Here is a 19,393-nt window from a genome sequence, read left to right as displayed (position 1 = left end):
GTATTTAGAAAGAAATTATTAGAAATTTATAGATTTAGTTTATATCCTATTCCTTTTACAATAGTTAGAGCATTATCTGGGATTTTTTTTCTCAATCTTTTCACTAGCGCTCTTATGTTGGTTAGGGTTGTTGGTTCACCTTCCCAAACATAATCTTCTATCTCTTCAAAAGAGAATATTCTTGTAGAATCTTTACACAGTAATTCAAGAAATAGTATCTCTTTTTTTGCTAGTTTCACATCACCTTCTTCATTTTTAAGATGTCTATTTTCATAGTCATAAATAAAACCATTTGTAAAGTCAAAAAATCTCTCTTTTACTTCACATAGTTTTTTTACTTTTTGTATTAATTCATACATCAAAAAAGGTTTTTTTAGATAATCATCACAACCTAATTCATAAGAAGCTTGGATTTTTTCTAATTCATGATTTGCACTTATGATAATCACTGGAATATCTTTGTTATAAATACGAATAGTTTCTAATATAGTAATACCATCTGTAGAAGGAACATTTATATCCAAAATAAAACATGTGTATCCATTATTGATTACTTCTAATGCTTCTTCACCATCACTGAAAGTATCTATTGCATAACCTTCTTTTATTAGTGAACTCTCAATAAAATTACATAGTTTTTCATTATCTTCAAGAACTAATATTTTCATTATCTAACTCCAATTTTATGATAAAGTTTGCACCATCATTTTTATTTGTTACATCTACTAATCCAGACATTTTATCTTCAATAATAATCTTAGTCATATAAAGTCCAATTCCATGACCTTTTTCTTTTGTAGTGTAATATGGTTCAAATATTTTTTTGATATCTTTTTCTTTGATACCTCCGCCATTATCGTTTATCTCAATTTGTACATAGTTTCCGCTATTAAAAATATCTATATTGATTTGACCTTTGAACTTCTTGTTTAACTCTTTTTGTTTTAGTATCGTATCTTTTGCATTATTTACAATATTTAACAAACTTTGCATCAGTTCGTTATGATAACCTGAAACAATAAGTTTTGCATCATCTTTGATGTTTATATTTATATCAATATAGTTATATTTGATATTATGCTCAACTATATTCATCATTTTTACAATTGCATCTTTGATATTAAAACTTGTTTTTTTACTAGATGGTTTGATAAAGTCTTGAAAATCATTGATTGTATCAGTCATATAATATATTTGAAACATTACATCATCTAAATACTTTTTATCTTCTTCTTTTGTTTTTTTCTCAGAACCTACATACTCTTGAACTAGTGTAGATATTTCTATTAGTGGTTCTTTCCATTGGTGAGCAATTGAAGAGATGATTTCCCCGATTTCTGCTAGTTTTGATTGTTGGATTATAAACTCTTGGTTTTTAGCATTTTTTATTTGTAATTGTAGATTATAAACCAATACAACTATTAATAAAAGCAAAATAGGGGAGAATATAAATACAATATTTACAAAATCTCTATTTTTATCCAAGAAAGATAAGGGCGTATTTACATAAGATATTTTTTTATCTAGGATTGTTGGGTCTAGATTGAATTTTTTTACTTTTTCATAATCAAAAATATGAGAATAATTTCTATCAACTTTTATAATAGGTTCTTGATTTTCATCTCTTAATAATCTTAGCAGTAAATTACCAGTAGTTTTTCCAATCTCTTCAATTTGTACTAGTCTTCCCCCTAAAGAGCCTTTTTCAATAAATAAAGAATCCGTAGAAAAAGTAGGAAGATTGAAAGAATCAATCATATCTGCAATCTCATAGTTTTTATAAAAAACTCCAGCTTTACTGTTGTAAAATCGTATAAAAAATATAGCTTCATCTTTTTTATTTATAGCAAATTTCTTTTTTAGAGTTTCTATATCTGAGTATCTTATATAGTTTATTTTAAATTTATTGTTTATTTTTGATATTGCATTTTGTATGAAAACATCCGTGTCATCGCCATTTACACTATAGTCATTAATAATATGTAGTTTTTTTAAATCTGGCATCATCTTATCAATGATGTTGATTATATCCCCTATGGCTCTTTTTTCCATAACTCCTGATGTTTTGTCTTTTAAACCATATTTTTCTACTTCCTTTGGATCAAACTGCTCGATTCCTGAGAATACTAATCTTTCATTAGTAAATAGCTCATCATAGTTTTTAAGTGCGAAGTTATAGGCTACTTTATCTACAAGTAAAACCAAATCATATTTTCTATTTTGTAATTGGACTTTATATAAATCTTTTAATTTTTTGTAGTATTTCAAAGATGAAATTCTTTTTGAATCCATATAAAGAATAGTAGTTTCCACATTGTGTGTAGTTCCAAGAGCAATTTCTACACCATTTATTAGTTCATCACTCCATTGGAAACCCTTGTGGTAAGAGTTTATTATAAGTATTTGTTTTTTAGGTTGTATAGGTTTTGCATAGGAAAAACCTATTACAAAAAGTAGGGTTAATACCAAAACTTTCATATTCATATTAACTCCTTAAGTCTTGAGTTTATTATATACTATTATCTTGAAATCTTTAAATTAATTTATCTTTAGTAATAAGGATTCCATCATTGTCTGCATAAACATAATCCCCATTATTAAAAGTAATACCTTCAAAATTAAGCTCTTCACCTCTTGAAGATAAAGTCTTATCAAAGTTTCTTAAAGGACAAGTCCCAATAGCAAATAATCCAACATTAATATTTCTTGTTTCATCAGTATCTCTTACATAACCATTTAAGATTATTGCTTGCCAGTTGTTTTTTGCTGCAAATGCCATTAGTTTATCACCAATAACACCAAAGAACTCCTGTGCATTATCAACTACTACGATTTTACCTTCACCGTCTTCATCTCTTAGCATTTCTAAAAGTCTGTAGTTGCTCTTGTCAAGTTTTACTGTTTCAATTTGTCCATAGAATCTTTTTAATCCACCGTAGTTTTTGAATTTTGGTGATAATACTTGTATATTTTTATCTTGATTGTCGTCGCATAAATCTGCTGTATGTATGTTATTCATTTGTTCTCCTGTAAATTTAGTATTCTTCAAAATCTATTTCTTTTCTATGGCGGGTGCATAACTTTTCTAAGGAGGCAGGATAGAAAATAAAAAGAAATAAATTCTAAAGATTACGTGACTAAACTAATCTACGAAGTCAGTTTAATCATATAAATACTCTTTTTGAGTACTTATATGATTAAACAAGAAGTAAAACTTCTTATTTAATAAGCTCTTGGTCTTATCATATTATGAGGATGGATAATCTCATCTAATTGCTCTTTAGATAAAAGCTTTTTCTCTAATACTATGTCATATACAGAAGTATTATTATTCAAGGCTTCTTTTGCAACTATTGTTGAGTTTTCATATCCAATGTGAGGATTAAGTGCTGTTACTAAACCAATACTATTTAGAACCATATCTTCACATCTTTGTTCATTTGCTGTTATTCCATCTACACATTTAAAAGCTAAGGCTTCAAATGCTTTTTTTATCATATTTATTGAGTTAAATAAGTTGTATGCAATAATTGGCTCAAACACATTTAGTTGTAATTGTCCACCTTCACTAGCCATTGTAATAGTTACATCAGTTCCTATTACTTGGTAAGCTACTTGATTTACCATTTCTGGAATTACTGGATTTACTTTTCCTGGCATAATTGAAGAGCCTGGTTGTCTAGGGGGAAGATTTATTTCATTAAATCCAGTTCTAGGTCCTGAGCTAAGTAGTCTTAAGTCATTACAAATCTTAGACATTTTTGCTGATACTCTTTTTAGTACGCCCGATATTTGTACAAATGAACCTGTATCTTGCGTAGCTTCTACTAAATCCCTAGCAGTTACAAAAGGTCTATTAGTTACTTCTTGTAGTTTTTTCTCTACAGTTTTTACATACTTTGGATGAGAATTAATACCAGTACCAATAGCAGTTGCACCAAGGTTCATCTCTCTAATTAGTTGTTGTGATTCAATAAGTCTTTGAATATCTTCTTCAATCATAATTGCATAAGTATTGAACTCTTGCCCCAAAGTCATAGGAACAGCATCTTGTAGTTGTGTTCTTCCCATTTTTACAACGTCTTTAAATTCTATAGCTTTATCTTGCATTGATTTTTCTAATATTCTCATAGAATCAACTAATTCAAATATTTTTTCATATAAAGTGATTTTAATAGCAGTAGGATAAACATCATTTGTTGATTGAGAAAGATTAACATCATTATTTGGATGAAGATATTTATATTCACCTTTTTCATGTCCAAGAATTTCTAAAGCTCTATTTGCAATTACTTCATTTGTATTCATATTAGTAGAAGTTCCAGCACCACCTTGAATCATATCTACTACAAATTGCTCATGTAATTTTCCAGCAATGATTTCATCACAAGCTTGGCAAATTGCATTTTTCTTATCTTCTCTTAATTCTTGAAGTTCATAGTTTGCTAAAGCAGTAGCTTTTTTTACTTTTGCTAATGATGTAATAAAAGTAGTGAAGTTAGATAAACTAACTCCTGATACATCAAAGTTTTCTTTTGCTCTAGCTGTTTGAATACCGTAATAAGCATCTTTTGGTATATCTTTATTTCCAATTAAATCATGTTCTATTCTCACTGACATATTAATCCTTTGCTTTGTGTACTGCAATAGTAATATTCAAGAATGACCTAAAAGTGATTTTTTTAGAGAAATGATAAAAGTATGATATTTGTACATAAATTAATACAAATTTTACATTTTTACAAAATTTGTACATTATGTTCATAAAAAAGACATTTAATAAATTAGCAATAGCCCATGGTATCAATCTTGAAGAGTATATTTAATATAGAGAATTCCCATAAAAATTGCATTTTTCAATTTTTGTACACAACACTAGAAAACTTAAGCCAAAATATCTAAAAAATGGTTTTTGTAAAAAATACTATTTTTTATTATAAAACATATAAAAAGTACCAATTAATGGTAGCTTAGAGTAGTAAAAATCTATTTATTAATATTAAATAAATCTTAAGAAAAACAACTAATGTCAAGAACTTACACAAAATTTACACAATTAGCTTAAATTAAACTTGAAAATGAAATTACTTACAAAATTTATTTTATTTAAGTTTCTTTTAGTTACTATTTTGCCATATTTTAACTAAGCAGAAATATTAAAGGATTAAAATGAGTACTAAAGTAACAAAAAATGAAGCACTAGATTATCACAGAGTTCCTAATCCAGGTAAAGTTGCAATTGCAACAACTACTAGATTAGAATCTCAAAGAGATTTATCTCTTGCTTATTCTCCAGGTGTAGCATATCCATGCGAAGAAATTAAAGAAAACCCAGAATTAGCATATGATTACACATCAAAAAGAAACCTAGTAGCCGTGATTTCAAACGGTACAGCTGTACTAGGTTTAGGAGATATTGGTGCATTAGCATCAAAACCTGTTATGGAAGGAAAAGCAGTATTATTCAAAAAATTTGCTGCAGTTGATTCATTTGATATTGAAGTTGACGAAACAGATATTGATAAGTTTTGTGATGTAGTAAAAGCTATCTCACCAACTTTTGGTGGAATTAACTTAGAAGATATTAAAGCACCTGAGTGTTTTGAAATCGAGAGAAGATTAATTGAGGAATTAAATATCCCAGTAATGCATGATGACCAACATGGTACTGCAATTATTACAACAGCAGCATTAATGAATGCGGCTGAAATGATGAATAAAAACGTAGAAGATATGAAAGTAGTTGTAGTTGGTGCTGGAGCATCTGCTATTTCTTGTTCAACTATGTACAAAGAATTAGGTGTAAAAACTTTAATTATGTGTGACTCTAAAGGTGTTATACATTCAGGTAGAGATAATTTAAATAAATACAAAAAAGATTTCATGATTGATGAAGCTTTAACTATGGAAGAAGCATTTACAGATGCTGATATGGTTTTAGGATTATCAAGACCTGGAACTTTTACAAAAGAGCACGTAGCACTTATGGCGGAAGAGCCAATTGTATTTACATTAGCTAATCCTACTCCTGAGTTATTCCCAGAAGAAGTAAGAGAAGTTAAACCAAAAGCTATTATTGGTACAGGAAGATCTGATTTCCCTAACCAAGTAAACAATGTTTTAGGTTTCCCATTCATCTTTAGAGGGGCTTTAGACGTACAAACTAGAAAAATCAATATGACTATGAAGATGGCAGCTGCAAAAGCTATTGCTAACTTAGCTAAAGAGCCATTATACGCTGAATTAAAAGTAGAGTTTGGTGATTTAGCATTTGGTAAAGAATATATTATTCCAGTTCCATTTGACAAAAGATTAATGGTAGAAGTATCAGCAGCAGTTGCAAACGCAGCAGTTGAAACTGGTGTTGCAAGAGTTAAAGAATTTAATTTAGAAGCATATAGAGAAAAACTTTCTTTAATGGTTTAATTAGATTATTTAGGAAGAATACCTACTTAGGTATTCTTTTTAATTAGTGTTTAGATATTAGATATTTTATCGTTTGATAAAATTATTTTGTGTTTATACATATCTGCTTTTATTACAATATCTGAATACTCCACAGGTTTATTATTTTTATCAAATGATAGTCTATGTAAAGACAATAAAGAAGAATTTTCTTTAATACCTAATTTTTTAGCTTCTTCTTTTGAAGCATCTTTGGCTTCTACAGTCTCTTCCGCATTATAAAATTCAATTGAATATTCATCTTTTAAAAATGTATATAATGATTCTATATTAAACTTCTCTTCTAAATTTGGAACTTTTGTTATATCCAAATAGTTAATCATTAGTGCAAAAGGCACGTTATTTAATTCTCTAAATCTTTTTATACATAATAAAGTATCACATTGAAGTAAGTCTTTAACATAATGTTCTTCTTCTATTATGATAAATTCGATTGATTTTGTACTTAGTTTATGATTTTCTTTTGAAAGTCTTTGAGTTAATGAGCCAATAGAGTTTGCATCATAAAGAATCTTTTGTTCTTTAACAAAAGTACCCGAGCCTTGTTTCTTTTCAAGAATATTTTCTCTCTCTAGAAGCTCAATAGCCTTTCTAACAGTTATTCTGCTAACTTCATACTCTTTTTCGATTTGCATCTCTGTTGGTATTAAATCCCCATGAGAATAGTTTTCTTTTATATCTTTTGCTAATTTATTTTTGAGTTGTACATATAATGGGATGCCATTTTTACTAAACAATAATCAAACCTTGTATAATGAATTTTGTAATATCTTACATTATACAATTTTAAATTTGACTTAAAAATTTAGATATGGATTTTATAGATTAGATAACTTTTCGTTAGATAAAATAATTTTGTGTTTATACATATCCCCTCTAATTACAAGGTTTGAATATTCAATAGGTTTATTATTTTGATCATATGATAATCTTTTTAGAGATAATAGGGGAGAACCTTTATCAATATTTAGTTGTTTAGAGTCATTGTCATCTGCAATAATTGCTTCAACAATCTCTTCTGCATTATGGAATTCAATATTATATTCTTCTTTTAAGAATGCATATAATGATTCTAAGTTTAGTTTTTTGTCAATATCAGGAACTGTATTTACATCAAAGTAGTTAAACATTAGTGCAAATGGCACTTCATCTAATAATCTAGTTCTTTTAATACACAGTAATTTTTCACAGCCAAGCATCTCTTTTACGAAGTGTTCTTCTTCTGCTTCGATTATTTCAAATGAAATAGCTTTTGTTGTTAATAAGTGCTTTTGTTTTGAAAGTCTTTGAGTTAATGAGCCAATAGAGTTTGCATCATAAAGAATCTTTTGTTCTTTTACAAAAGTACCTTTACCTTGTTTTTTTATAACAACATTTTCTTTTTCTAACTCTTCAATAGCTTTTCTTACTGTTATTCTACTTACTTCATATTTTTCTTCTAGTTTACCTTCAGCAGGAATAATATCATTAACTTTATAATTTAATTTTATATCTTCTAATAACTTTTCTTTTAGTTGTAGATATAAAGGTATACCATTTTTAGCGAACAAAAGTCAGATCCTTTTATTTAGATTCTTATGAAACATGAAGTTTACATAGTTTTACTTAATAAGTATATACTATAATACAACTTACATATTACATAATTTAGAATTTAATATTATTTTTTGTAACAAAACATGTCACTTATTAAATATAATTATTTAAAATACTTAATGCTTCATTTCTTTCACTTATAATTTTTTCTTCATCCCAATTTAATTCTTTTTGCAAAATACTAAGTACTTCTTCTAATATTTCTTTAGAAGCTTCTTTATCAATTAAAGATAATGTTGTTCTTCTAACTAAAAAGTCTAATGGTTTTTTAACAAACTCATTTTTAATTGTATAAACAACTTCTGCATTTGTTAAAGCATATTCTTTATGTAGTCTTTTAATCTTTTCTACTGATTGTGTAACCTCTAAGGCTTTATCTCCATACATTCTAATTAAATACTCTTTTATATCTTTGTCTACTGTTTTGATTTTAATATTTTCTTTTAGGTTTTCACTTCCAATTAGTTTTAATTTTTTAGTTTTACATTCAGTATCAGCTAAATTAAATTTTGGAATAACATAATCAACTACTTCTTCCGACATCTTTCTATATGTTGTCCATTTCCCACCAATAATACTAACTAGTCCAGAATTTGAACTTGTGATTATATGATCTCTTACAATACTTTTAGTTGAGGCATTTTTAGGAGCTGCTACTAAAGGTCTTATTCCACACCATGAAGATAATATTTCACTTTCATCAATTTTTAAATCAAAATAGATTTCTAGGTGTTCTAATATATAATCAATATCTTTTTTTGAAACTTCTGGGTGTTCATTTAATGTTGTTTTTTCATCTGTAGTACCAACTAAACATTTGCCCATCCAAGGTAAAATAAATAGAACTCTTCCATCTTGTGTTTTAGGAATCATTAACCCTTCATTTGATGGTAAGTATTTTTTATCTAAAACTATATGAATACCAGAACTTAAATCAAGCATTTTTTTAGCTTCTTTATCATCTAGCTTTCTAATATTATCTGAGAATGCACCTGTGGCGTTTATAACAATAGATGAGTTGTATGTGATATTCTCACCACTTATTGTATCTTTTACTTTTACTCCTGAAATCTTTTTCTTGTCATATATAAAAGATTCAAGTTCATGATAGTTTTTACAAACTGCACCATACTTTTGTGCTGTTTGAAGTAATGTTACATTTAATCTTGCATCATTAAAACTTCCATCATAATATTTAATACCACCAACTAATCCACTTTTTTTAATATGTGGAAAGGTATCCATCATTTTACCTCTAGAAACAACTGAACTTCTTCCTAAACCTCTTTTACCTGAAACAAAGTCATATAAACTAAGTCCTGCAAACATATAAGGAATTTCCCACCAATTATATAATGGGGTAACTAGTGTTAATCTAGAACATAAGTGTGGAGCGTTTTTTAAAAGTCGTGATCTCTCTTTTAGTCCTTCTTTTACTAAATTAAATTGATCTTTATCTAATTTTTTAACCGCAGCCTCTAAATAACGAACTCCCCCGTGTACCAATTTTGTACTTCGTGAGCTTGTACCTTCGGCAAAGTCATTTTTTTCTAAAAGTAGAGTTTTAAAACCTCTTGAGGAAGCATCCAAAGCTATACCACTTCCAGTTGCTCCTCCCCCTATAATAATAATATCGAATTTTTCATTTTCCATCGTTTTAATAATCCTTTCATCATAAGGTTATAATGTTATACCAAACATTATAAGGTTATTAATATAAAAAGAATCTTAAAAGTCATTTATTTAGTTACAAATAGTCACTTATTATAGTCAAATATTGTGGTTTTGAATTACTTATTTTTTATGAAATCACTTGTGCATTTTTTAAACTATCTATAAGTTTAAATCTTTTAAAGCCCATAAAATGGGGATGCTATTTTAATGTTATACTTCAAAAACTTGATAGAAAGCTATAATTTATAGAAAATGGTAGTAAAAATTAAGCTTAATTTAAAATTCTATACGTCACTATAAATAACAACGTTATAATGTTATGATGTAAATGAGTAAAAAATAAATATTTTCCTATTTGTACTTATTTATGAAAATTAAAAAGGAGTAAAGGTAATGTCCTTAGAATTAAAAAATATATCTATGCGTGTAGATGGACAAACACATATTTACAACACTAATTTAACACTCAAAAAAGGTACTATGAATGTATTATTAGGTCGTACTTTATCAGGTAAAACTACTTTGATGAGAATTATGGCTGGATTAGATGTTCCAACAACTGGTAGTATTTTCTGGGAAGGTAAAGATGTTACTGGTATGCGAGTACAAGATAGAAAAATTGCAATGGTTTATCAACAATTTATAAACTATCCTTCAATGAGTGTATATGACAATATAGCAGCTCCACTTAGAATTATGAAGAAAGATGAAGCTTTCATAGATGAAGAAGTAAAAAAAACAGCTAAGTTAATGCGATTAGAAAAGATGTTAGATAGAAAACCAAATGAACTTTCAGGTGGTCAGCAACAAAGATGTGCATTAGCTAGATCTTTAGTAAAAGGTTCGGGACTTGTTTTATTAGACGAACCTCTAGCTAACTTAGATTATAAATTAAGAGAAGAATTAAGAGAAGAAATCCCAAAAATGTTTGAAGAATCTGGGGCAATATTTGTTTATGCAACAACTGAACCAGAAGAAGCCTTATTATTAGGTGGAAATGTTGCAACATTATGGGAAGGTGAAGTTACTCAATTTGATGAAACTGCAAAAGTTTATCATACTCCAAATAATGCAACTACTGCAAAAGTATTTTCAAATCCATCAATGAACTTTTTAGATATTAGAAAAGAGGGTGATTATATTTATTATGGAACTAATGAAAAAGCACCTGCTACAGATGTATTAGAAAAACTTGAAGATGGAAAATATTTAGCAGGCTTTAGACCAAATCATCTAGAACTTGATAAACACGCAGGAAATGCAATTAAGTTTTCTACTCATTTAGATGTTACTGAAATTACAGGTTCTGAAACTTTTTTACATATGCATCATGATAATGATAACTGGATTGGTTTAGTTCATGGTGTTCATGACTTGGAATATAATACTAATTTGTCAGTGTATTTAGACACACGTCATATTTTTATTTTTAAAACTAATGGTGCTCTTGTAGAAACTGCATCGTATGTTGAAGAAAGATAGAGGGGAAAATACTAATGGCCAAAATTACTCTTTCAAATTTAGCGCATAGTTATATGCAAGATCCTAAAAATAAAGAAGATTATGTATTACAACCTTTAAATCATGAATGGGATGATGGGGCAGCTTATGCTTTATTAGGACCTTCAGGTTGTGGTAAATCTACACTATTAAATATTATTTCAGGAATTTTAACACCTTCTGAGGGAAGTATTTTATTTGATGGAACAGATGTTACTTTCGCAGATACTACAAATAGAAATATAGCACAAGTTTTTCAGTTCCCAGTTGTGTATGACACAATGACTGTAAGACAGAACTTAGAGTTTCCTCTACGAAATAGAGGTGCAGATGAACAATATATTCAACAAAGAGTTGGCTCAATCGCAAGAGCAATTCAAGTTGAGGATATTTTAGATAAAAAAGCTAGAGGTTTAACAGCTGATGCTAAACAAAAAATATCTTTAGGTAGAGGAATGGTAAGAGAAGATGTAAATGCAATATTATTTGATGAACCTCTTACTGTTATTGATCCTCATATGAAATGGGAATTAAGAACACAATTAAAAGCTTTACATAAAGAACTAAAACACACAATGATTTTTGTGACACATGATCAAACTGAAGCATTAACTTTTGCAGACAAAGTTGTAGTTATGAATCAAGGACATGTTCTACAAATTGGAACACCAGAGGAATTATTCTCAAAACCAGCACATACTTTTGTTGGATACTTTATTGGTTCACCAGGTATGAATGTATTTGAATCAGAAATTGATGGAAATATTGCAAATTTACAAGGTTATGAAATAAAACTAAACTCAACTTACAAAAAGCTATCTGGGAAAATAGAGCTAGGTATTAGACCTGAGTTTATTGAATTATGTGAAGATGGTGAAGGTATAAAAATTGAAATTACTAGAGTTGAAGATATTGCTCATCATAAAATAGTTAGAGCAAAATACAATGATAGAAAAGTAAATATTATTGTTCCCGAAGATGTAAAAATCACACCTACAATGAGTAGTATGAAGTTTAAACTTGAAGGTGTAAATGTTTATGTTGATGATTGGTTAGTAGAAGGAGAATTATCATGAAAAAAACAGTAAATCAAAAAGCTTGGTTTTTAGTACTTCCTGTTCTTTTACTTGTTGGATTTTCAGCTGTTATTCCTTTAATGACAGTAGTTAATTATTCTGTTCAAGATACCTTTGGAAATAATCAATTCTTTGCGGTTGGATTAGAATGGTTTGAAGAAATTTTACATTCTGAGAGAATTCATGATGCCTTAGGTCGACAAGTATTATTTACTTCGATTATTTTAGCAATTGAAATACCTTTAGGAATATTTATTGCTTTACATATGCCAAAAAAAGGCTTTTGGGCTTCGGCTTGTTTAGTATTAGTTGCTTTACCTCTTTTGGTTCCTTGGAATGTTGTTGGTACTATTTGGCAAATTTTTGGAAGAACTGATATTGGATTATTAGGACATACTTTAGCTTCTTTTGGTGTTGATTATAACTATACACAAAATGTACTAGATGCATGGATTACTATTATTATAATGGATGTATGGCATTGGACTTCACTTGTTGTATTACTTTGTTATGCAGGATTACAGTCAATTCCATCTGCTTATTATCAAGCAGCGAAAATTGACCAAGCTTCAAAATGGAGCATATTTAGATATATCCAACTTCCAAAAATGATGGGTGTTTTATTAATTGCAACACTATTAAGATTTATGGATAGTTTCATGATTTATACAGAACCTATGGTTGTAACTGGTGGTGGTCCTGGAAATGCTACAACATTCCTTTCTATTGACTTAGTAAAAATGGCAATTGGTCAGTTTGATTTAGGACCTGCGGCTGCATTCTCATTAATATACTTCTTAGTTATATTATTGGCATCATGGGCATTTTTTACAATTATGACAAATATCGATAAAGAGGAGGCATAATAATGAATAATTCAAAAATTAAAACAGGTTTTTTCTCAAGTAAATCACCAACGATTATGCTTATCTATATTATATTTTTGATGTTGCCAGTATATTGGTTAATTAACATGAGTTTAAAAACAAATGAAGAGATATTAGGAACTTTTTCACTATTTCCTAATAACTTAACATTTGATAATTACATAGTGATTTTTACAGACCCATCTTGGTATTGGGGATATATAAACTCTATGACTTATGTTGCTTTAAATACGGTTATCTCTGTTGCAATTGCTTTACCAGCAGCTTACGCATTTTCTAGATATAGATTTTTAGGAGATAAACATTTATTCTTTTGGTTATTAACTAACAGAATGGCACCACCTGCTGTATTTGCGCTGCCATTTTTTCAACTTTACTCAAGTGTTGGTTTATTTGATACACATATTGCGGTGGCTTTAGCTCATACATTATTTAATGTACCATTGTCTGTTTGGATTTTGGAAGGCTTTATGCGTGGTGTACCAAAAGAGATTGATGAAACAGCATATATTGATGGTTTTAGTTTCTTTGGATTTTTTACAAAGATCTTTACTCCATTAATTGCATCTGGTATTGGTGTTGCTGCATTCTTTTGTTTTATGTTTTCATGGGTAGAGCTACTACTTAGTAGAACATTAACATCAGTTAATGCAAAATCTATTGCAGCGACAATGACAAAAACAGTTTCAGCTTCAGGTGTTGATTGGGGTGTTTTAGCAGCCGCAGGTGTTTTAACACTTATTCCTGGTGCTATTGTTATCTATTTTGTTCGTAATCACATTGCCAAGGGTCTATCTCTTGGACGAGTTTAAGGAGGTTTAGTATGGATTTATCATGGATGGCTTGGACAAGCGGTACAGCGATATTCTTTATAAGTATATTTATAGCTTTAATAGGTATGACTGTTTGGGCAATAAAATGGCCTCAAGCACCACGGGTAGGGATTCTACGAATTGAAACCACCCCAGGTGATAGACTTTTTCTTAGTCTATTAGGCTCGGCATTTATTTGCCTAGCTTGGTTGGCAATGTTTGGTGCTCCAATTTATGGGGGAATGATTGTTTGTTTTGTTTATGCTCTTGCGGTTTTCCGTTGGGTATAAAACTAATTGTAATATATTTAAATTTTAAGGAGAGAAAATGAAAATAAGAAATAAGATTAGTACATCGGTTTTTGCAGCTATATTAGGTTTAAGCGCTTCTTCATTAAATGCGGCGGATATGAGTAAATGGATGGATGAATTTCAACCATCAGTATTAACTAAAGCTGAACAAAAAAGCGAACTTGATTGGTTTGAAAAAGCCGCAATGCCTTATAAGGGTATGACTATTAAAGTTGTATCAGAAGGTATTGGAACTCATGTTTATGAAAGTAAAACATTAACAAAAGCATTCTATGATTTAACAGGAATTAAAGTAATCCATGACATTATCGGTGAAGGTGATGTTGTTGAAAAATTACAAACACAAATGCAAACAGGTCAAAATATATACGATGCTTATATTAATGATTCTGATTTAATCGGAACTCACTGGAGATATAAACAAGCTAGAGATTTAACTGATTGGATGGCTGGTGAAGGTAAAGCTGTTACAAATCCAGGTTTAGATTTAAAAGATTTCATCGGTACTTCATTTACAACTGGTCCTGATGGAAAATTATATCAATTACCTGATCAACAATTTGCCAACTTATATTGGTTTAGATACGATTGGTTCACTGATCCAAAAAATATGGCTGATTTTAAAGCTAAATATGGTTATGAATTAGGTGTTCCAGTTAACTGGTCTGCATATGAAGATATTGCTGAGTTCTTTACTGGTCGAGAAATTGATGGTAAAAAAGTTTATGGACATATGGATTATGGTAAAAAAGATCCATCTTTAGGTTGGAGATTTACAGATGCATGGATGTCAATGGCAGGTATGGGTGATGTAGGTGAGCCAAATGGTCTTCCTGTTGATGAATGGGGAATTAGAGTAAATGATAAGTCTCAACCAGTTGGGTCTTGTGTACAAAGAGGGGGAGCTACTAACTCACCAGCTGCTGTTTATGCAATTGAAAAATATTCTGAATGGTTAAAGAAATATGCACCACCAAGTGCTGCGGGTATGGTATTCTCAGAAGCAGGACCAGTTCCAGCTCAAGGTGAAATTGCTCAACAAATGTTCTGGTATACAGCATTTACAGCTGATATGGTAAAAGAAAAAATTGCTGTAGTAAATGAAGATGGTACTCCAAAATGGAGAATGGCTCCATCACCTCATGGTGCTTACTGGACTGAAGGTACTAAAATTGGTTATCAAGATGCTGGTTCATGGACTTTAATGAAATCAACTCCTGTTAAAAATGCTCAAGCTGCGTGGTTATATGCTCAGTTCGTTACATCGAAAACAGTTGATTTAAAGAAATCACATGTTGGTTTAACATTTATTAGAGAATCATCTATTAATCATAAATCATTCACAGAGAGAGCACCTAAACTTGGTGGTTTAGTAGAATTCTATAGATCTCCAGCAAGAGTACAATGGTCTCCAACTGGAACAAATGTACCTGATTATCCAAAATTAGCACAATTATGGTGGCAAAATATTGGTGATGCTTCATCAGGTCAAAAAACTGCACAAGCAGCACTAGATGCACTTTGTAAAGCACAAGAAAAAGTTCTTAAAAGAATTGAAAGAGCTGGTGTACAAGGTGATATCGGTCCAAAACTTAACAAAAAAAGCGATGCAGAATATTGGTTAAAACAACCAGGTTCTCCAAAAGCTAAATTAGCAAATGAGAAACCAACTCCAATGACAGTTTCTTATGATGAACTAATTAAATCTTGGACAAACAAATAACATTATACAAATAGTTATAGTTGAGAGTTTTTCTCAACTTAGCTATACTAATATCAAAAATACTAACAAACTAACATACTTAAGTAGGCAATCATGAAATATATATTAGCAATAGATCAAGGTACAACTTCAAGCCGTGCTATACTGTTTAATAAACAGATGAAAATTGAAGCAACATCACAAGAAGAATTCCCTCAATATTTTCCAAATTCAGGATGGGTTGAACATAATTCAAATGATTTATTTGAAACAGTGTTAAATTCTTGTAAGAATGTACTAAAAGAAGCAAATGCAAATATTGAAGATATTGTATCTATAGGAATTACTAATCAAAGAGAAACTACTGTTGTTTGGGATAAACATACAGGAGAAGCTATTTACAATGCAATTGTTTGGCAAGATAGAAGAACAGCAGATGAATGTAATGAGTTTAAAAAATCTGGTTATGAAAAAATGATTATTGAAAAAACAGGACTTTTATTTGATCCTTATTTTTCAGGAATGAAATTAAGATGGATTCTTGAAAATGTAGAAGGTGCAAAACAAAAAGCTGTTGATGGAGATTTATTATTTGGAACAGTTGATTCATTTTTAATTTGGAAATTAACAAATGGAGAGAAACATTTAACAGATGCTACAAATGCTGCTAGAACAATGCTTTATAATATCAAAACTAACAAATGGGATGAGGATATTTGTAAATTATTAGATATTCCTATGAATATACTTCCAGAAGTAAAAGATTGTGCTGATGATTTTGGTTTAGTTAGTGAAGATTTTTTTGGAAAAGAAATACCTATAAATGGAGTAGCTGGGGATCAACAAAGTGCTGCTGTTGGACAAGCTTGTTTTGAACCGGGAATGGTTAAATCTACTTATGGAACTGGATGTTTTGCACTTTTAAATATTGGTGAAAAAATGGTTACATCAAAAAATAAACTTTTAACTACTATTGCATATAGAATTGATGGTAAAACATCTTATGCTTTAGAGGGTTCAATTTTTATTGCAGGTGCAGTTATACAATGGTTAAGAGATGGCTTAAAAATTATTAATGAAGCTAAAGAAGCTCAAGAGTTAGCAAAAGATGCTGATATGAATCAACAACTCTATTTAGTGCCTGCTTTTACAGGTCTTGGTGCTCCTTATTGGGATACTAAGTGTAGAGGTGCTATTTATGGACTTACTCGTGGTTCTGGACCAAAAGAGTTTTCAAGAGCAGCTTTAGAGAGTGTTGCATATCAAACGAGAGATTTACTTGATGCGATGAATGATGATTTAAGTAGTTTTGATGAACCGTTAACAAATAAAACAATTTTAAGAGTTGATGGTGGTATGGCAGCTTCTGATTATACTATGCAATTTCTATCAAATATTTTAGATGCAACAATTGATAGACCTGAAATCTTAGAAACAACTGCTTTAGGTGTTGCTTGGTTAGCTGGTATGAAAACTGGATTTTATCCAAATCAAGAGGAATTTTCTAAAAACTGGATTCTAGAGAGAAGATTTGATTCTTCAATGGATAATACTACAAGAGAAAAACTTTATGATGGATGGAAAGATTCAGTTAGACGAACATTATCATAGAATTATTCTTATATTTTATTAATAACTTCTACAAATTTTAAGGATGATATTTTCATCCTTAAATACTTTTTATCTAAAAAACTACTCAAATAAATAAAAATTCTTTTTTTAAATACTATATATATTATTACTTATGTATTTAATTTATAGATTATATATTTGTTATAACATTATAATGATTAAGTTAAAACTAAGATTATAGACATTATAATGTTATAACAAATAGCCAAAAAGGACTACTATGAAAAACTTAAAACAAGAAGAAATATTAAAATCAAACTTTAGAGATACAGTAAGTAATGAACCAATGAAAAATCTTATTGCAGGAGAGTGGAAAGCTAGTCATGAAATAAGTGAAAATATAAACCCTTCTAATACATTAGACAAAGTATGTACATTTTATAGAGGTACATATGATCATATTTTTGACACGATTAATTTTGCGAAAGATGTACAAAAAGATTGGGGGAAATCATCTATTTATTTAAGACAAGAAATCTTAAATGATATTGCCAATAAATTAATGTCAGATAAAGATTATTATGGAGAAATTATTTCAAGAGAAGCTGGTAAACCAATAAAAGAAGCTACAGATGAAGTTGTGAAATCTGCTGAATTCTTTTCTTATTTTGCCTCTGAATCAATTAGAACAAAAGGTGCATTTATGGACTCACCTAGAGATTCAGTTGATATTGAAGTTATTAATGAACCCGTGGGTGTTGTGGGTGTTATTACTCCATGGAATTATCCTTTAGCAATTGCTGCGTGGAAAATTGCACCAGCTTTAGCATATGGGAATTCTGTGATTTTAAAGCCTTCAAGCTCAACTCCTGCTATTGCTTATATCTTAGCAAAAATTATTGACTCAACAAAATTACCAAAAGGTGTATTTTCACTAGTATTTGGAAAAGGTGGAGTTATTGGAAATGCTTTAGCTGAATCAACAAAGGTAAAAGCAATTACATTCACAGGTTCAGTTGGTGTTGGAAAAGAACTAGCAAGAAGATCAATTACATCTATGACTAAACTTCAACTTGAAATGGGAAGTAAAAATTCACTTGTTATTTTAGATGATGCTGATATTAATATTGCAGTTGATGCGGCTATTAAAGGCGCTTATAATGCAAATGGTCAAAAATGTACTTCTTGTTCAAAGTTAGTTGTAACTGAGGGAATTTATGAAGAGTTTATTGAAGCTTTTAAAACTAAGATGAAATCTTTAGTTGTTGGTAATGCAATGAATCCTACTAGCCAAATTGGCCCTTGTATAGATAAAAAACAACTAGATTCTAATCTTGCATATATTAAATTAGGAATAGAAGAGGGTGCTACATTGGTTTGTGGTGGTGAAGCTATTAAAGCTGAAACAGATGGATACTACTTCTCTCCTGCACTTTTTGTTGATGGTAAATCAAGTATGAGAATTAATCAAGAAGAGATGTTTGGTGCTATTGCTTGTGTTATAAAAGTAAAAGACTATGAAGAAGCAATTGATGTATTAAATGATACAGAGTTTGGACTTTCTGGTGGAATTATTACTAACAATTTAAAAAGAGCAATGCAATTTAAACACGATGCTGATATTGGAAATGTAATGATTAATCTTCCAACTGCAGGAATGGATAATCATGTACCATTTGGTGGTAAAAAAGGTTCATCTTACGGTTCTAGAGAAAAATCATATGCTGCGATGGATTTTTATACTTCTACTAAAACAGCATACATCAAATACTAGAAATATTTTCTAGTATTGTAAAGG

At 29.6% G+C, this 19,393-nt stretch carries 16 protein-coding genes; 9 read left to right on the top strand and 7 right to left on the bottom strand.

Annotation, left to right across the window (positions count from 1 at the left end; genetic code table 11):
- Nucleotides 1-26: 26 nt before the first annotated feature.
- The 4 genes from ALEK_RS09800 to aspA form a co-directional block, all read right to left on the bottom strand.
- On the bottom strand, nucleotides 27-668 hold the full coding sequence (locus tag ALEK_RS09800; RefSeq protein ID WP_071625342.1) for a response regulator transcription factor: 642 nt from the start codon (nucleotides 666-668) through the stop codon (nucleotides 27-29).
- Nucleotides 649-2,484 carry a sensor histidine kinase gene (locus ALEK_RS09795; protein WP_083574557.1) on the bottom strand — a complete coding sequence of 612 codons (1,836 nt, stop codon included), beginning with the start codon at nucleotides 2,482-2,484 and terminating at the stop codon, nucleotides 649-651. The genes ALEK_RS09800 and ALEK_RS09795 overlap by 20 nt, the downstream gene beginning before the upstream one ends.
- Nucleotides 2,485-2,533: 49 nt before the next feature.
- On the bottom strand, nucleotides 2,534-3,019 hold the full coding sequence (gene rraA / locus ALEK_RS09790; protein ID WP_071625343.1) for a ribonuclease E activity regulator RraA: 486 nt from the start codon (nucleotides 3,017-3,019) through the stop codon (nucleotides 2,534-2,536).
- Between the two features lie 203 nt (nucleotides 3,020-3,222).
- Nucleotides 3,223-4,620, bottom strand: coding sequence for an aspartate ammonia-lyase (gene aspA / locus ALEK_RS09785; RefSeq protein WP_071625344.1), 1,398 nt, complete (start codon nucleotides 4,618-4,620; stop codon nucleotides 3,223-3,225).
- A gap of 549 nt (nucleotides 4,621-5,169) precedes the next feature.
- On the opposite strand from aspA, the gene ALEK_RS09780 reads away from it, so the two are divergent.
- Nucleotides 5,170-6,426 carry a malic enzyme-like NAD(P)-binding protein gene (locus ALEK_RS09780; RefSeq protein ID WP_071625345.1) on the top strand — a complete coding sequence of 419 codons (1,257 nt, stop codon included), beginning with the start codon at nucleotides 5,170-5,172 and terminating at the stop codon, nucleotides 6,424-6,426.
- A gap of 50 nt (nucleotides 6,427-6,476) precedes the next feature.
- Here the strand turns inward: ALEK_RS09780 and ALEK_RS09775 are convergent, their stop codons facing one another.
- The 3 genes from ALEK_RS09775 to ALEK_RS09765 form a co-directional block, all read right to left on the bottom strand.
- Nucleotides 6,477-7,202, bottom strand: coding sequence for a GntR family transcriptional regulator (locus ALEK_RS09775; protein WP_071625346.1), 726 nt, complete (start codon nucleotides 7,200-7,202; stop codon nucleotides 6,477-6,479).
- A gap of 81 nt (nucleotides 7,203-7,283) precedes the next feature.
- A complete protein-coding gene (locus ALEK_RS09770; protein ID WP_071625347.1) occupies nucleotides 7,284-8,015 on the bottom strand; it encodes a GntR family transcriptional regulator in 732 nt (243 codons plus the stop codon).
- A gap of 139 nt (nucleotides 8,016-8,154) precedes the next feature.
- Nucleotides 8,155-9,714, bottom strand: a complete 1,560-nt coding sequence (locus ALEK_RS09765; RefSeq protein ID WP_071625348.1) for a glycerol-3-phosphate dehydrogenase/oxidase — start codon at nucleotides 9,712-9,714, stop codon at nucleotides 8,155-8,157.
- A gap of 414 nt (nucleotides 9,715-10,128) precedes the next feature.
- Between ALEK_RS09765 and ALEK_RS09760 the strand changes: the two genes are divergently transcribed.
- From ALEK_RS09760 to ALEK_RS09725, 8 genes are all read left to right on the top strand, one after another.
- On the top strand, nucleotides 10,129-11,217 hold the full coding sequence (locus ALEK_RS09760) for an ABC transporter ATP-binding protein (protein ID WP_071625349.1): 1,089 nt from the start codon (nucleotides 10,129-10,131) through the stop codon (nucleotides 11,215-11,217).
- A 14-nt stretch (nucleotides 11,218-11,231) separates the two neighbouring features.
- Nucleotides 11,232-12,311, top strand: a complete 1,080-nt coding sequence (locus ALEK_RS09755) for an ABC transporter ATP-binding protein (RefSeq protein WP_071625350.1) — start codon at nucleotides 11,232-11,234, stop codon at nucleotides 12,309-12,311.
- Nucleotides 12,308-13,177 (top strand): carbohydrate ABC transporter permease, encoded by an 870-nt coding sequence (locus ALEK_RS09750; RefSeq protein ID WP_071625351.1) that lies wholly within the window; start codon nucleotides 12,308-12,310, stop codon nucleotides 13,175-13,177. Before ALEK_RS09755 ends, ALEK_RS09750 begins: the two co-directional genes overlap by 4 nt.
- A gap of 2 nt (nucleotides 13,178-13,179) precedes the next feature.
- Nucleotides 13,180-14,010, top strand: a complete 831-nt coding sequence (locus tag ALEK_RS09745) for a carbohydrate ABC transporter permease (RefSeq protein WP_071625352.1) — start codon at nucleotides 13,180-13,182, stop codon at nucleotides 14,008-14,010.
- Nucleotides 14,011-14,036: 26 nt separating this feature from the next.
- On the top strand, nucleotides 14,037-14,300 hold the full coding sequence (locus tag ALEK_RS09740) for a DUF2160 domain-containing protein (RefSeq protein WP_228146245.1): 264 nt from the start codon (nucleotides 14,037-14,039) through the stop codon (nucleotides 14,298-14,300).
- A gap of 37 nt (nucleotides 14,301-14,337) precedes the next feature.
- Nucleotides 14,338-16,044: an ABC transporter substrate-binding protein gene (locus tag ALEK_RS09735; protein WP_071625354.1), complete on the top strand. Its 1,707-nt coding sequence runs from the start codon at nucleotides 14,338-14,340 to the stop codon at nucleotides 16,042-16,044.
- Between the two features lie 93 nt (nucleotides 16,045-16,137).
- The gene (gene glpK / locus ALEK_RS09730; protein ID WP_071625355.1) at nucleotides 16,138-17,634 is read left to right on the top strand and encodes a glycerol kinase GlpK; all 1,497 of its coding nucleotides are present in this window, start codon (nucleotides 16,138-16,140) and stop codon (nucleotides 17,632-17,634) included.
- 241 nt (nucleotides 17,635-17,875) lie between these two features.
- Nucleotides 17,876-19,369: an aldehyde dehydrogenase family protein gene (locus ALEK_RS09725; RefSeq protein WP_083574558.1), complete on the top strand. Its 1,494-nt coding sequence runs from the start codon at nucleotides 17,876-17,878 to the stop codon at nucleotides 19,367-19,369.
- The last annotated feature ends 24 nt before the right edge of the window (nucleotides 19,370-19,393 follow it).

Source organism: Poseidonibacter lekithochrous (assembly GCF_013283835.1).
In the GTDB taxonomy this organism is placed as follows: Bacteria; Campylobacterota; Campylobacteria; order Campylobacterales; family Arcobacteraceae; genus Poseidonibacter; species Poseidonibacter lekithochrous.
This window is presented reverse-complemented; position numbering and strand designations above follow the sequence as displayed.

What these genes read in the sequence shown, in the direction of transcription:
- rraA (WP_071625343.1), bottom strand. Translation starts at nt 3,019, where the DNA reads ATGAATAACATACATACAGCAGATTTATGCGACGACAATCAAGATAAA.
- aspA (WP_071625344.1), bottom strand. Translation starts at nt 4,620, where the DNA reads ATGTCAGTGAGAATAGAACATGATTTAATTGGAAATAAAGATATACCA.
- ALEK_RS09725 (WP_083574558.1), top strand. Translation starts at nt 17,876, where the DNA reads ATGAAAAACTTAAAACAAGAAGAAATATTAAAATCAAACTTTAGAGAT.
- ALEK_RS09755 (WP_071625350.1), top strand. Translation starts at nt 11,232, where the DNA reads ATGGCCAAAATTACTCTTTCAAATTTAGCGCATAGTTATATGCAAGAT.
- ALEK_RS09745 (WP_071625352.1), top strand. Translation starts at nt 13,180, where the DNA reads ATGAATAATTCAAAAATTAAAACAGGTTTTTTCTCAAGTAAATCACCA.
- ALEK_RS09765 (WP_071625348.1), bottom strand. Translation starts at nt 9,714, where the DNA reads ATGGAAAATGAAAAATTCGATATTATTATTATAGGGGGAGGAGCAACT.
- ALEK_RS09740 (WP_228146245.1), top strand. Translation starts at nt 14,037, where the DNA reads ATGGCTTGGACAAGCGGTACAGCGATATTCTTTATAAGTATATTTATA.
- ALEK_RS09795 (WP_083574557.1), bottom strand. Translation starts at nt 2,484, where the DNA reads ATGAATATGAAAGTTTTGGTATTAACCCTACTTTTTGTAATAGGTTTT.
- ALEK_RS09780 (WP_071625345.1), top strand. Translation starts at nt 5,170, where the DNA reads ATGAGTACTAAAGTAACAAAAAATGAAGCACTAGATTATCACAGAGTT.
- ALEK_RS09750 (WP_071625351.1), top strand. Translation starts at nt 12,308, where the DNA reads ATGAAAAAAACAGTAAATCAAAAAGCTTGGTTTTTAGTACTTCCTGTT.
- glpK (WP_071625355.1), top strand. Translation starts at nt 16,138, where the DNA reads ATGAAATATATATTAGCAATAGATCAAGGTACAACTTCAAGCCGTGCT.
- ALEK_RS09800 (WP_071625342.1), bottom strand. Translation starts at nt 668, where the DNA reads ATGAAAATATTAGTTCTTGAAGATAATGAAAAACTATGTAATTTTATT.
- ALEK_RS09760 (WP_071625349.1), top strand. Translation starts at nt 10,129, where the DNA reads ATGTCCTTAGAATTAAAAAATATATCTATGCGTGTAGATGGACAAACA.
- ALEK_RS09735 (WP_071625354.1), top strand. Translation starts at nt 14,338, where the DNA reads ATGAAAATAAGAAATAAGATTAGTACATCGGTTTTTGCAGCTATATTA.